Origin of the sequence: Clostridium sp. CM027, from assembly GCF_024730565.1 — a bacterium.
Taxonomy (GTDB): Bacteria; Bacillota; Clostridia; order Clostridiales; family Clostridiaceae; genus Clostridium_AD; species Clostridium_AD estertheticum_B.
In genome coordinates, this window is record NZ_CP077725.1 from 3221751 (window position 1) to 3235606 (window position 13856).

13 protein-coding genes are annotated in these 13856 nt (G+C 31.0%); 10 read left to right on the plus strand and 3 right to left on the minus strand.

Annotated elements, in window-relative coordinates:
• Window positions 1-116: 116 nt before the first annotated feature.
• Window positions 117-2288: a diguanylate cyclase gene (locus KTC92_RS15300; RefSeq protein ID WP_220286173.1), complete on the minus strand. Its 2172-nt coding sequence runs from the start codon at window positions 2286-2288 to the stop codon at window positions 117-119.
• A gap of 258 nt (window positions 2289-2546) precedes the next feature.
• On the opposite strand from KTC92_RS15300, the gene yidA reads away from it, so the two are divergent.
• On the plus strand, window positions 2547-3371 hold the full coding sequence (yidA, locus tag KTC92_RS15305) for a sugar-phosphatase (protein ID WP_220286172.1): 825 nt from the start codon (window positions 2547-2549) through the stop codon (window positions 3369-3371).
• 243 nt (window positions 3372-3614) lie between these two features.
• Here the strand turns inward: yidA and KTC92_RS15310 are convergent, their stop codons facing one another.
• A complete protein-coding gene (locus KTC92_RS15310; protein WP_216302609.1) occupies window positions 3615-3758 on the minus strand; it encodes a hypothetical protein in 144 nt (47 codons plus the stop codon).
• 229 nt (window positions 3759-3987) lie between these two features.
• Here KTC92_RS15310 and KTC92_RS15315 point away from each other — a divergent pair, with 229 nt between their 5' ends.
• The gene (locus tag KTC92_RS15315) at window positions 3988-4881 is read left to right on the plus strand and encodes an N-acetylmuramoyl-L-alanine amidase (RefSeq protein WP_220286171.1); all 894 of its coding nucleotides are present in this window, start codon (window positions 3988-3990) and stop codon (window positions 4879-4881) included.
• Between the two features lie 65 nt (window positions 4882-4946).
• Here the strand turns inward: KTC92_RS15315 and KTC92_RS15320 are convergent, their stop codons facing one another.
• Complete coding sequence (locus KTC92_RS15320) at window positions 4947-7499, minus strand: FAD-dependent oxidoreductase (RefSeq protein WP_220286170.1); 2553 nt, start codon at window positions 7497-7499, stop codon at window positions 4947-4949.
• A gap of 271 nt (window positions 7500-7770) precedes the next feature.
• On the opposite strand from KTC92_RS15320, the gene KTC92_RS15325 reads away from it, so the two are divergent.
• The 8 genes from KTC92_RS15325 to KTC92_RS15360 all read left to right on the plus strand — a co-directional run bounded on the left by KTC92_RS15325 (window position 7771) and on the right by KTC92_RS15360 (window position 13566).
• Window positions 7771-8661, plus strand: a complete 891-nt coding sequence (locus tag KTC92_RS15325; RefSeq protein WP_220286169.1) for a DegV family protein — start codon at window positions 7771-7773, stop codon at window positions 8659-8661.
• 49 nt (window positions 8662-8710) lie between these two features.
• Window positions 8711-9169: a small multi-drug export protein gene (locus tag KTC92_RS15330; RefSeq protein WP_220286168.1), complete on the plus strand. Its 459-nt coding sequence runs from the start codon at window positions 8711-8713 to the stop codon at window positions 9167-9169.
• A 557-nt stretch (window positions 9170-9726) separates the two neighbouring features.
• Complete coding sequence (locus KTC92_RS15335) at window positions 9727-10080, plus strand: DUF6514 family protein (protein WP_165412522.1); 354 nt, start codon at window positions 9727-9729, stop codon at window positions 10078-10080.
• Between the two features lie 351 nt (window positions 10081-10431).
• Window positions 10432-10830: a holo-ACP synthase gene (acpS, locus tag KTC92_RS15340; RefSeq protein WP_220286167.1), complete on the plus strand. Its 399-nt coding sequence runs from the start codon at window positions 10432-10434 to the stop codon at window positions 10828-10830.
• A gap of 141 nt (window positions 10831-10971) precedes the next feature.
• Window positions 10972-11586: a germination lipoprotein GerS-related protein gene (locus KTC92_RS15345; protein ID WP_220286166.1), complete on the plus strand. Its 615-nt coding sequence runs from the start codon at window positions 10972-10974 to the stop codon at window positions 11584-11586.
• 32 nt (window positions 11587-11618) lie between these two features.
• Window positions 11619-12779, plus strand: coding sequence for an alanine racemase (gene alr / locus KTC92_RS15350; protein ID WP_216302615.1), 1161 nt, complete (start codon window positions 11619-11621; stop codon window positions 12777-12779).
• Between the two features lie 159 nt (window positions 12780-12938).
• The gene (locus KTC92_RS15355) at window positions 12939-13259 is read left to right on the plus strand and encodes a CopG family ribbon-helix-helix protein (RefSeq protein ID WP_165412526.1); all 321 of its coding nucleotides are present in this window, start codon (window positions 12939-12941) and stop codon (window positions 13257-13259) included.
• A complete protein-coding gene (locus tag KTC92_RS15360) occupies window positions 13219-13566 on the plus strand; it encodes a type II toxin-antitoxin system PemK/MazF family toxin (RefSeq protein ID WP_071614469.1) in 348 nt (115 codons plus the stop codon). The genes KTC92_RS15355 and KTC92_RS15360 overlap by 41 nt, the downstream gene beginning before the upstream one ends.
• Window positions 13567-13856: the final 290 nt, after the last annotated feature.

The window sequence follows — 13856 nt, forward strand, 5'->3', positions numbered from 1 at the left end:
GACTTTATGATCACCTATAGTAATCCCAGCATTTTCATTAGTTCCTCCTTTACGCTACATTTTTTTATTATATAGGAACAACTTGCGGAAAACAATGTGGATAACTTTTTTCTAATTCACTCAGCGGTGTATAAATTACTCTTAGAGTCCAAATTTATTGATACAACTTTATTTTTACCAAGAGCCTTTGCTCGGTACATGGCTTTATCCGCTGCTATGCATAAATAATTCAAATCTTGAACAGTAGGAGTAAGTGTAGCAACTCCAAGGCTTGAGGTGATAGGTATTGAATCTGATGTTCTAATAATTAAAGGATTATTTTCTATAGCACTGCGCAGATTTTCTCCGATTATTTCAGCGCCTTCAAAGGAGGTGTTAGGTAATAGTATAATAAATTCTTCACCCCCAAAACGACCTAAAACATGATTTTCACTTAGATTTTCTAAGCAAATTTTCGATAGACGTTTTAAAACTAAGTCTCCAGTATGGTGGCCTAGGCTATCGTTAATTTTTTTGAAATCGTCAATGTCAATCATAATGAATGAAATAGGTTGTAGCAATAATTTAGCCTTATCAAAGCTTATATTTGCAAGTTCAAAAAAACTTCGTCTGTTGTACAAATTAGTTAGAGAGTCAATGCAAGCTAGCTTTTTAGCTTTGCCATGCAAGGTAGCATTTTCTATAGCCATTCCTGCATGGTGGGAAAAGGATAAGGCTATATCACAGTGATTCTTAGTATAAATGTTTTTTTGAACTGAATCTAATGTTAAGATTCCAATGATTTTATTTTTGAAGATTATAGGGATGCCCATCCAACTTTCAATATTGGGTAGACCTATATAATGCGTAAAACGTGGATCTTGTTTAACGTTCGAAACTAATAAAGTAGTATTAGTTTCATATATTTCTTTAAATAGCTTATCATCTTTTTTACTTATGTGAATTTTGTATACCTCATTTATGTTTTTGAAACCAGTTCCCGCCATAATATTGAAATGGTTGTTTTCTTCCATAAAAAATGATGCGCTGTCATAAGGCACTAATTGTTTTAAATTTTTTAATAATTTATCTAGAACTTCTTCTAAATTCAAGGTTGAATTTAGAAGAAAGGTAGATTCTCTAAGCTTCTCTCTTAAAAGACACTGTTCATTTTCCTTAGATAAAGTTTCGATTTTTTTATATGCTTTAGAATGATTCATTGCCAATATAAAAGTATTTAAAAGTACGATAATGAAGAATCCTAATAAAGAATAGTCATTTAAATTATTGAATATTTGAAATATCCTAAGGAGTTTTGAAGCAATTAGTGGGGAAATAAAAACAGTAGTAACTATAAAGAATAGGGAAAAAAAGTTATAGATTATTATAATTTTTTTTGAGTAATTTAGTTTAAAAACTACGCATGTGTAAATAAGTATAAAATAAACTGCTGCATAGAAAGTTAAGTAGTCCAGTTTAAGAGCTAGGATATAGCTTACGTTATCATATAAGGTTAAAAAATAATTGTTACCAACAGTTAAGGCCCTTAAAGATGCAATTATGCAAAAAATACCAAAATAAAGATTAGAAGTATCATCTATTCTAAAAGCATATAACCATAAGTGATATAAGCCCATTATAAGCAGTATACCAAAGTAAAAAAATCCAAGTGCAATTGATGCGTCTCTTTTATTCGCCATTTGGGACTGCAATCCTAGATAAATATTGCCACGGGTACCTCCTTCTCTAAAGTTATGATTTGAAATTTGAAGTACTAAATGTATTTTGTCATTATTATTCATAAAATAGCTGGTAATTGGAAGAGATTTAGGAAGCTCGGAAGAACTACTTTTGCCAACAATACCATTAGATGAAAAGAGCTGTCCATTAATCCATAATTTATATGAAGATAACATGGGAGGAACACTTATGCCTAAAAGTGTATCTTTATATTTTGAATTTAAATTTATTGTTAAACTATATGTAGCATAACCATTAGAATCATAATTTTTATTATATTTATTCCAAGGCATTGGCATTTCTATATAAGAGGGAAGGGGAGAATTATTAGTAAAATCTTTTGGCGATAGTAATTGCTGCCAGTAAAATTGCCATTGCCCGTCAAGGGAAGTATATCCATCTTTATGAAAATCCCAATTTGTAAGTTCAAGTACTCCTTTTTGTGAAGGAATATTTGAAGATGCATTGGGCGTAGCCAATTTATTTAAGGAGAAAACGACATATAATATTGCTGCTAAAATAAGGATAGATAGAGTAATAATCAATGGTTTTTCTTTTTTTAGCATCATATATATAACCTCCTTATAAGTGTAAGTGTGCTATTTTACATATTATAGTCAGTATATTACCTAAGTATAGTAAAAATGACATTATTTTATCTGCAACTTAACGGTATGATATGCTTTAATTCATAATAAATATATGAATTTAGTTATTTTGAATGTAAAATTACCGGAGAATTTATAGAGAATGAAATCCATTACTTATAAAATTATATGTTATACTTAAACTGGTCTAAGAAATGTTTTTAACACGGAGGTAATTGAATGTATAAATTAATAGCACTAGATATGGATGGAACATTATTAAATGATAAAAAACAAATTTCACAAGTGAATTTTGACGCAATACAACAAGCAAAAAAAAATGGAATAAAAGTTGTACTAGCATCAGGAAGACCTTTAGTTGGGTTTAAAAGATATTTAGAAGAACTTAACTTAATTTCAGAAGATAATTATGCAGTAGCATTTAATGGAGCTTTAGTTCAAAATACTGAAGGTAACAGAACGATAGCTAAAACAACATTAACTATTGAAGATTATAAATATTTGTATGAATTAAGCAAAGAGCTAAAGGTGAATATACATGCATTAACAGAGAATACGGTAATTTCGCCTAAGGATACTAAATACACTAGAAATGAAGCAGAAATGAATCATATTTCTAATGAGGTAATAGCTGTTGAGGATGTAGAAGAAGGTACTACTATAGTTAAGGTTATGTTTGTGGACGAGCCAGACATTATAGATGAAGTAATGCAAAGAATTCCTGAAGAAGTAAGTGATAAGTACACAATAGTTAGAAGTGCACCTTTCTATTTAGAGTTTCTTCATAAATCAGTTAATAAAGGTACAGGGGTAGCGGCTCTAGCGAAGGAGCTAAATATTAAACAAGAAGAGGTTATATGCATAGGAGATGCAGGTAATGATATTCATATGATTAAATATGCCGGCTTAGGAGTTGCTATGGGGAATGCATTCCCAGAAGTTAAAAGAGCTGCAAATTTTATAACTAAAACTAACGAGCAAGATGGGGTTGCACATATTATTAATAAGTTCATTTTAAATGGCGAAGAAGAATTCGCGATATAAAAGATATTAAATAATAATAATTATTGACAAATAGGCAAAATTAATATACAATAAAACTATAGAAACTTCTAATACATATAGTACTAATAATCTTTATCCCCCCAAGGAAGAGACTAAGTTAATGCTAGAACCCAATCCCTTTATTTAAACAAATATAAAAAAGCTAGCAAAATTTAATTTTGCTAGCTTTTTATTTTTTTTGTATAGATATTTCAGTTTTTTCTCTTGATTTACTGACCTATTCTAATGATGCAATATTATAGTGCTAGTTAAGGCATCGCTCGGTTCTAGTAGGACTTTTTCTAAGTTCTGGAGATCCTCTATTTTATTAGCTTTTTCTATTTTATCACGGTCTTCATCGTAATATATATCGTCTTTGTGTGGCATTAAAATTCCTCCTTTTTAAAATTTGATTACTAATGTTATTATCTTAGGCTTTTTAGCTCGTCGTAATACTATGAAATTTTTGGAATATAATGTACAAAACATAACAGTGAACATATGCTTTTTTATTTTAGCTGCTAATCTGATATAATTATGGTTATGTTAATAAATAAATGGGGAAATAAGCAATAATATTTTTTGTTGTATGCAGAGAAAGGCTGGGGGATTTAAAATGTTAAAAAAGAAAAAAATAATATTGGCGTTCATGTGTTTAGCTATTTTGGGTGGTGCATTATATAGTACAAACTATGCCGTAAAAAAACATGAAAGATCTGTACAAACTATGAAGATTAAAGAAGAAGCATTAACTAAAGCTAAAGAAGAAAAATTAGCGAAAGAAGAAGAAGAAGCAAAAGCAAAAGAAGAAGCAAAAGCAAAAGCTTTGATAGAGAAAAAATCACAGATTAAAACTGATGAAGATAAGAAAAGCTCAATTGGAAGTTCTCAAAAAGTTGTTGTTATAGATCCAGGACATGGCAGTGTTACTAGTAGCAAAAAAGAGCAACAAGATCCAGGTTCAAGTACAATGAAAGTAATTGAACCGGGTGGTGCTCAGGGTGTTAATACAAGAACTCCTGAATACGTGGTTAATATGGCGGTAGCAGTTAAACTCAAAAGTGTACTACAGGAAAAAGGATATACTGTAAAAATGACTAAAACGCAAAATAACATAGTTATGGGAAGTAAAGCAAGGGCCGAGTTCGGCAACGATAATCAGGCGGATTTAGTTATAAGAATCCATGCGGATGGAGATGATAATTCATCTGTTAAAGGAGCATCAATGCTTGTACCTGCAGATACTAAAAATACAAATGCCATATATAAGACAAGTAAAAAATATGGAGAGATAGTTTTTAGTAGTTTAATTAATAAGGTTGGTATGAAGGATAGAGGCGTTGTGGAAAGAAATGATATGACAGGATTTAATTGGTCTAAGGTACCTGTTATTTTAGTGGAAATGGGTTTTCAATCTAATGCTTCTGAGGAAAAATTGCTTGCAAGTGACTCTTACCAAGATAAGATAGCGAGGGCATTGGCAGAGGGTATTGATCAGGCACTAAAGTAAAAGTATAATTAATAAAATAAAAAAGGCACATAAGACCGTAAAGTCATATGTGCCTTTTTGTCTTATTAGATCAAAGATTCCTTCATTACTTCTTCAAGTGATTTTGACTCCTCAATGTCACTTATTAGTTTGGCGGAGGATTTGTTGTCTCCAATTATAATTCCACCGGTTATGATGTCTTTATTGAAGAACAATTTTTTGTATAGGTTGTTTTCACTATCTTTCGAGCTAATAGCTTTAAATTGATTCTTTGAAATCTCACCTACAGATAATAGTTCTAGGCCCATGGCGTTAAAGGATATAACACCAAGTGCGTGCACATAGGATTTATTATCTCCTACTGCGTTTATACCTGCAATCTTACCCATGTCTACAGCGGCAGGCCAATTTCCATATACGGTGCCTTCAAATTCTGCAATGTCACCGCAGGCATATATGCCACTAATATTAGTTTCCATATTTTCATTGACTAGTATGCCTCTGTTAGTTTTTATATTAGTGTTATCAGCTATGTTTTTGTTTGGTGCAATACCTGTTGAAAATAGTACTAAGTCTGCATCTATTGTTTTTCCACTTTTGAGTGTAACTGATGTAACACCGTTTTCACCGTTTATAAGATTTACTGAATCTCCCAATATAATTTCAATATTTTCGTTTTCAACTGCAGTTTTAAGTATAAGGCTACCTTCACTATCTAATTGCTTAACAAGTAGGGAATCACTAAATTCAACTACTGAAACTTTGAGGCCAGCCTTTTTTATTTCATATGCAGCTTCAAGACCTAAAAGTCCACCACCTACAATAACTACGCTTTTGGAGGTCTTCATCTTATTCTTAATGGATTCTAAATCCTTTAGACTTCGCAGTGTGAATACTCCTTGTTTATCTACTCCTTCTACAGGAATCATATGGTTTTTACTCCCATTTGCTAATATTAGTTTATCGTAACTTATAGCGCTACCACCCTCAAGTAATATTTGCTTTTCTTCAGGGTTTAAGCTTTGAACTTGCACTCCTAAGGTAAGCTTTATATTGTTATCCACATACCACTCTTTTGGAGAGAGGTAGAAAGTATCATCTTTAAGGTCTTCACTTATGCCATCGGAAATTGAAGGTCTGTAATAGGTTAATTGTGATTCATTAGATATCATTTCTATAACGCATTGTTTGTTTCTTTTTCTTATGGCATCAGCAGCATAATATCCAGCAGCGCCGTTACCAATAATTAAGAATTTTTCTTTTTTATCAGAACTAAAGGTAATTACATCTTCTGATACTTGAATAAATTGATCAGCACTTGCACCACAAGCAGGGCATATTTCAGGTGGTTTCTCTCCATCAAATTCTTCGCCACAAACGATGCATTTCCATCGTTTCTCTGTAGAAGGTTTAGCGGGACTGTTTTTTATTTTAATTTTTTCAGCTATTTTCTCCGCAAAACTTTCTCCAAATTTAAAGGCAAAGTTTAAATCTTTTTCAGAAGGTTTAAATTTAAATTTCATAGAAGGATATAAATCTAGATTAATTTGTTTTAATCTATCCTCTATATTTGGAACAGCTTCACCACTCCAACCATAAGAACCAAATGCGGAGGCTACTTTTCCACCATGAACTATAGGATTTAAATTTACCAAAATATCCCATATAGGTTTTAGAGCGTCTCCATTTATGGTAGGAGAACCAAAAATTACTCCCTCAGACTTATCTATGCTTTTTAAAATATCATTCATATCATGATAGATAACATCATACATGTTAACTTTGAAATTACTATTGGATTTTATACCTTCTTCTATTTTTTTAGCTACAGTTTCAGTATAACCATAAGCTGAAACGTAGCATAAGGTAACCTGTGTTTCGTCTTGGGGTGATTTTTCGGGAAGGCTCCACTGTTTGTATTGATTTACGACACTTAAGGGATCTTCTCTTAAAATAGGACCATGACCTGGGCATATTATATCTATTGGAAGGTCCTTTATTTTATCTATAGCTTTTAACACATAAGGTTTAAAGGGTCCCATAATAGAGTCAAAGTAATATTTTAAGGCTTCGCAATAATCTTCTTGGTTTCGGTTTAAATCATTATACATCGCATCACTTGCGTAGTGACTTCCAAAGGAATCACAAGTGATAAGTAGCTTGTCTTGTGCAACATAGGTATAAATTGAATCTGGCCAGTGAAGAAAAGGTGCTGAAATAAAAGATAAGGTTTTATTTCCAAGACTTATACTATCCCCATCTCCTACACTTATATATTCAAAATCTCTATTTATGATTTCTTTAAGAAATCCAATTGCTGCAGGTGATCCTACTACTTTAGCGTTTTTAGCAATTTCTAAAAGTTTTCCTACTGAGCCTGCATGGTCTGGCTCAGTGTGATCTACTACTATATAGTCAATGTTTTCTATATTAATGTCTAAAGATTTTAATCTTTCCAGATATTCATCAAAAAATTTCTCTTTTACCGTTTCAAATACTGCAGTTTTTTCACTACCTTTTACTACATAAGAGTTATAAGTAGTACCAAAAGGGGTATACATAATTATATCAAAAATTCTAAGATTAGGGTCTAGTGCACCTACCCAGTAAATATCCTTTGTCACTTCTAATGCATTCATTTATATCGCTCCTTTAATAACTATTCGAAAATAATAGTTATTGCTATAAAGTATAGTATAGGAATATTTAGAAAGCAATAACAATTTACCAATTTAGAGCAATTTTATTTTACAGTAAACGCTTTTTATGCTATAGTTTTTAAATGATTGTGTAACAAATTTGAAGAATTATAAAGAAAAATGGCAAAACATTTTTTTATGTGAAAAAGATGTATTTTCCTTCTTAAAGGTTGCCACAATATGATTAATATAAAACGTAGGAGGAATGCAAATGAGAGATTTTGTTATTATGACAGATTCTTGCTGTGATTTGCCCAAGGAATATATTTACGGTAATAATATCCCTTTTGCTATGTTGCCATTTAGTTACAATGGTAGAGAGTACCTAGATGATTTAGGACAAAGCCTAAGTCACAAACAATTTTTTGATGACCTTCGGGAGGGAGCATTACCTAATACCTCTCAAGCAAATTCTGAAAGCTTCTATAAAATTTTCAAATCAGCTGTAGAAAATGGTAAGGATGTAATTTATATTGGAGTGTCTTCAGGCCTTAGTGGCACCTATAACAGTGCTAATATTGGTAAAACTGCTATATTAGAAGAGTTCCCTAATTCGTGTATATATATTGTTGACGTGTTAACAGCATCACTGGGTCAAGGTCTTATGGTTAAAAAAGCCGTGGAAATGAAAAATGAAGGCTACACTTTGCAGAAGATTGTATGCCAAATAGAAGAAAACATACAAAATTTAAATACTTACATCACTGTGCAGGATTTGAACTTTTTAAAAAGAGGTGGAAGGATATCTAATGTAGCGGCTACCCTAGGGCTAGTACTACATATAAAGCCTATACTTACTATTAACCAGGTCGGACGTGTAATGCCAGTACTCAAGGTTCGAGGGCGTAAAAAATCTCTAACTAAGCTTGCAGAAATAGTGAAGGAGAAGATTAAAAATCCTGAAACTCAAACTATAGCTATCTGTCATGCAGATTGTTATGATGAAGCTGTAAGACTTAAAGAGGAAATACTCGCAAAGGTTGTGGTTAAAGAAGTAATTATTCATTATATCGGACCAGTAGTTGGAAGATTTAGTGGCCCAGGGGCTCTGGCAGTGTTTTTCATCGGTGAGAGCAGACAACATCACGTAATAGATATTTAAAATTTTGAAAAATAATTACGAAGATAATTTATAAATAAGGAGAATTTATATGAATTGGTTAAATGTATTATTGTTATCCGCAGTGCCTCTTATGGAGCAGAAAGGTGCTATACCTCTTGGAATAAATTTGTACAATATGAATCCAATAGTAGTATTCCTATTAAGTTTTGTTGGAAGTTTGCTTCCGGTTCCCTTTGTATTGATATGTTTTAATAAAATATTTGAATTGTTAGGTAAATATAAGTTAACTAGTGGTATATATAATCTAATTGATAAAAAAATAAGCAAGAACAAATCTAAATTTGAAAAGTTTGAAGAAATAGCGCTTATAACTTTTATAGCGATACCTCTTCCTACCACAGGCGTTTGGACAGGGACTGCGATAGCTGCTTTTTTAAAGTTGGATTTTAAAAGATCTGTCATGTGTGCTGTTGTAGGATCTTTTCTATGTGGACTTATTATTACAGGATTATCTGTAGCATTCCCAGCGTTTTTAAAGATGCTATAAATTATGATCCCTTACCAATAGGTAGCTTACCTATTGGTAAGGGGTTATTTATTTTTATTGAGGATTATAGTAAAGATGAGTGTACTGTAGTTATTACAGCATTATCAATATTGGAATATTTATGAAAATTAATTGGGGCTTATAGATATAAAATGGTTAAGAGAATAAAGGAAAAAAATACAATTACGTAATGAAATTAAAGAATAGAGAAAATAGTAAATAGAATACCAGATTATCATGACAAATGTTTACATTATAATCATAATTTTCATAATAATGAAGGTGATTATAAAGAATAGTTCTAATTTGCTAAAAAATATTCGATTTTATATTAAAAACTTTTAGTTATATTTATTATAATTTCGACAAAATAATCTAGCTCATATATATGTGGATGGTTTACTATTCTTTATTAATCGTGGCATTATGGGTGGAAAAGGTTTAAGTTGTCATTTTAAAGAGATAATATATGTGAAATGCGTTTCATAAAGTGACAGATTATTTTGAAAAGTAATGTTAATGTATTCTCATAACATAAGTATAGGGGGAAAACATATATGGTAGTTATAGAGAATTTATTAAGAAAAGTAACAGATGGTGATGTAAACCATAATTATTTTTATAGGTTAGTAAAAAGTCAAATTTCCGTTTCAATGTATGGTGAACTTACTGAAATACAAGCTTATGGTATTGAAATAGAAAGACAAGACATAGTTGATGGATCAGTGGTAGGTATACAAAGAGATTGCGTAGAAAACATAAGCCCACAAAGACATAAAGTTAAGAATCTTTTAAAAATGTTATATGACAATACGGTATCACCTATTCACATGATTGACATATTGGGTGATTATATTGATGAATATACTAGTGACTTTGATGAGATTTTAAAAAATATAGCTACTTGCTAATATTTAATTAGTCTAACATATGAGGAAACTGAACCTCTTCCTGAGGAGAATGCTCCTCTTTTTGGTTTACAATGGAAAGTTATGAGACTGTTATAAAATTACTCCAAAAGAACAATGCAGCTGAAAACTATATATTCTTAGTATAACAATTTTTTAATGATGACAATATTATAATTATTGTAAAAATAAAATAATAGATCAATTTGTACAATAAATAATCAAAATTGTATTATATTATTGTGGTAGTAGGAGTATTATATATAGATATCTAATGATAAAATTAACAGCTGTATTTTACGAAATACAAAAACTAAACTTATAAATATAGATCAATGAGTGGGAGTGATGGTTATGATTCTTGGTGTCGGTACTGATATTGTTGAAATACGACGGATAAAAAAGGCTATGGAGAGCAATGAGAAGTTTTTAGAGAAGATCTTCACAACAGTTGAATTAGAATATCTTAAAAGCAGAAATTTAAGGGCAGAATATGTGGCCGGAAGGTTTGCTGCTAAAGAAGCAGTAGCAAAAGCTTTAGGGACAGGATTTAGAGGATTTGATTTTAAAGATATTGAAATTGACAGGACAACTCTTGGAAAGCCTGTAGTGAGCTTAAAAGGGAAGGCAAAGTTAATAGCTAAAAAAGAAGGAGAATACAATATTCACCTTAGTATATCTCATGGGGAAGACAGTGCTGTGGCTTATGCTATAGTGGAAGCTACAAAAAAGATTGAAGAAGTTTGTAAGTAGAGACGGGCATTATTCATTGGAATTAGTTATTTTAGTAATAGTATGCAACTATTAGTAATAGATTAATAGTAGAATATTTCGTTAGATATCTAACAATTGAAAATTCTTTTGCATCTTTAGAGAAACGCTAGGAGGATAACAATGAAAAGAAATTCACTATTAATTTTAAGCTTTTTGCTGATTTTAAGCTCGCTATTATTAACTTCATGCTATAAGAAACCAAAGGATACTAATGATATTACAACATTTTTAAAAAACATGGAAAGTTATACTACACAAATGAATATGGATGTAAAGAATGATAAACAGACAATTAATTATAAGGCAAGACAAACCTATTTAAGGGGAAGCGGATACAAGCTAGAGCTAAACAAAAACAGAGTATTTATTTTTAAAGCTGATGATAAAATTTATATTAGTGACAAAAACAATGGAACAAAGTATGTACAGAGCAAAGATTTTGATGAAGTCCTTAAATTAAGTTTTATCGGCGAATACATAGGATTATTATATACTAATGAGAAAGTAGAATATGATATCAAAACCATTAATGGTATTGAATACACAGTAATTAACTTATTTATCCCTGGTAATAATAAAAATATTAATAAGGCATTGCTCTATGTTAATACTAAAAGTATGTTGCCAGCTAGAATGGTTATTTATGATATCAATGATAAAGAAAAAATTGAGATAAAATATAAGGATTTTCTTCCTAACGTAAAAATTGAACAATCAGAGCTTTCAGTTCGGTAGTGTTAGCTATAAATAACAAATGAGGTGAAGGCATGTTTAAACACTTAAGACCCGTGTGGGCAGAGATTGATTTAGATAAGTTAGCTCATAATATGAGAGAAATTAGGCGGGTAGCTAGAAGTGAGAATATTATAGCGGTTGTGAAAGCAGATGCCTATGGGCATGGAGCTGTAGACGTAGCACCGGTACTCATTAAAAATGGTGCCAATAGATTAGCTGTAGCAGAGCAAAGTGAAGCGGTGGAACTTAGGCGGTCAGGTATAGAATGCCCAATAATGATTTTGGGGTTTACACCACCAAATTTAATTGATAATTTATTGAAATATGATATTGAACAAACAGTATTCTCTTATAAATTTGCAAGCAAGCTTTCGAGGATGGCTCAAAAGAAAAATAAGGTAGCTAGAATTCACATAGCGGTAGACACCGGTATGGGGAGGATAGGGTATCTACCAAATGAGGAAAGCGCTGAAGAGGTATATAATATCAGCAAGCTACCTAACATAATCATAGAAGGGTTATTTTGTCATTTTTCTACAGCGGATGAAAAAGATAAGACCTATACTTATGATCAAGTAAAAAAATACGACGCTTTTTATGAAAAGTTAAAAGAGAAAAAAGTGTACATAAAAATGAGGCATATTGCTAATAGTGCTGCTATTATAGATTTGCCAGAAACTCATTATGAGGCAGTGCGGCCAGGGATAATAGTATATGGCTATTATCCGTCAGGCGAGGTAAATAAGGAAAACATAAGTTTAAAACCTGTAATGACATTAAAAACAAATGTAGTGCACATAAAAACACTACCTGCTGGAGAATATGTGAGTTACGGAAGAAAGTATAAAACAGAGAAGGAAAGTATTATAGCTACACTTCCAATTGGATATGCTGATGGGTATACAAGGCTCTTATTTCAAAAGGGAAAGGTTATATTGAGGGGGAAATTCGCTCCAGTAATAGGTAAAATTTGTATGGATCAGTGCATGATTGATGTTACTGAAATTGATGGAGCCAAAATTGGCGATGAGGTAATATTAATAGGTGAGGATGAAAATAATAAATTTACAGCAGACACAGTAGCAGAATTAATAGGGACGATAAACTACGAAGTAATCTGCATGATTGGAAAAAGAGTTCCAAGAGTTTATGTTAGTGAAGGTAGAGTTGTAAAGATAAAAACATATGTATAATATTCATGCATTATATGTAGAATGAACCATTTAAACATAAAATTACTTGTCGAAAAAAAACGAAAACGCGAATAATTTCTTTGACAGATTGACGTAGGTTGAATTATAATATATTCATACATATTGTTGCTTTACTTATTAGGAGGTATTAAATTTTCTATGTCAACTTCAAAGAAATTAGTAATAAACCTCTCAAAAAAACTTTACAGTGAATTTAATAAGATACTTTCGAAAGATTGTAAAAAAAGAAGTGAATTTATTCGGGAAGCTATAATACTATATATCGAGGGAAAGAAAAATCTTAAATATATAGATGAAATGAAACAAGGATATTTAGAAATGGCTGAGTTAAATTTAGAAATGGCTAATATGGGTTTTGAAATTGATATTAAAGATTTTAAAGAATACGAAGTTAAGCTTTCGGAGAGTGATTTGTCAAATGACAACAATAGTAAAAAGAGGAGATATATTTTATGCTGATTTGAGCCCGGTTGTAGGCTCGGAACAAGGCGGGATTAGACCTGTAATTATACTTCAAAATGATATTGGTAACAAGTACAGTCCCACTATTATTATTGCAGCTATTACTTCCCAGATAAATAAGGCGAAACTCCCTACTCATGTTGAAATTTCTTCAGAAGAGTATGGATTAAATAAAGATTCTGTAGTTTTGCTAGAACAAATAAGAACATTAGATAAAAAAAGATTAAAAGAAAAAATTGGTCATATGACTGATGGAGATATGAAAAAAGTAGATACTGCGCTTTTAATTAGTGTAGGGTTATAAAATAAATAATAAATAGTTTTATACGCAAAAAAAAGTATATATTACGTATAATGCATTGAAGCGAGATTTAGAACTTCTTATTTTATTTTTAATTAAGATGCGTTAAGAAAAACATATGGTTGAGCGAGATAGCGAGTTTATGTTTTTTAGCAGATTAATTTTAAATAAAATTAGTAGTTCTTAGGGAAGCGAATGCATTAATAGTAATATATACTTTTTCTTTTTTATTGTATTTTATAAAAGGTTTAAAAATTATGTTATAATAATTAAATAAGATAAATAGGAATACA

Excerpts from the sequence above, each read along its gene's own strand:
- KTC92_RS15335 (WP_165412522.1), top strand. The coding sequence starts at position 9,727 with ATGGTAGTTATAGAGAATTTATTAAGAAAAGTAACAGATGGTGATGTA.
- KTC92_RS15300 (WP_220286173.1), bottom strand. The coding sequence starts at position 2,288 with ATGATGCTAAAAAAAGAAAAACCATTGATTATTACTCTATCTATCCTT.
- yidA (WP_220286172.1), top strand. The coding sequence starts at position 2,547 with ATGTATAAATTAATAGCACTAGATATGGATGGAACATTATTAAATGAT.
- KTC92_RS15320 (WP_220286170.1), bottom strand. The coding sequence starts at position 7,499 with ATGAATGCATTAGAAGTGACAAAGGATATTTACTGGGTAGGTGCACTA.
- KTC92_RS15355 (WP_165412526.1), top strand. The coding sequence starts at position 12,939 with ATGTCAACTTCAAAGAAATTAGTAATAAACCTCTCAAAAAAACTTTAC.
- KTC92_RS15360 (WP_071614469.1), top strand. The coding sequence starts at position 13,219 with ATGACAACAATAGTAAAAAGAGGAGATATATTTTATGCTGATTTGAGC.
- KTC92_RS15310 (WP_216302609.1), bottom strand. The coding sequence starts at position 3,758 with ATGCCACACAAAGACGATATATATTACGATGAAGACCGTGATAAAATA.
- KTC92_RS15345 (WP_220286166.1), top strand. The coding sequence starts at position 10,972 with ATGAAAAGAAATTCACTATTAATTTTAAGCTTTTTGCTGATTTTAAGC.
- alr (WP_216302615.1), top strand. The coding sequence starts at position 11,619 with ATGTTTAAACACTTAAGACCCGTGTGGGCAGAGATTGATTTAGATAAG.
- KTC92_RS15325 (WP_220286169.1), top strand. The coding sequence starts at position 7,771 with ATGAGAGATTTTGTTATTATGACAGATTCTTGCTGTGATTTGCCCAAG.
- KTC92_RS15330 (WP_220286168.1), top strand. The coding sequence starts at position 8,711 with ATGAATTGGTTAAATGTATTATTGTTATCCGCAGTGCCTCTTATGGAG.
- KTC92_RS15315 (WP_220286171.1), top strand. The coding sequence starts at position 3,988 with ATGTTAAAAAAGAAAAAAATAATATTGGCGTTCATGTGTTTAGCTATT.
- acpS (WP_220286167.1), top strand. The coding sequence starts at position 10,432 with ATGATTCTTGGTGTCGGTACTGATATTGTTGAAATACGACGGATAAAA.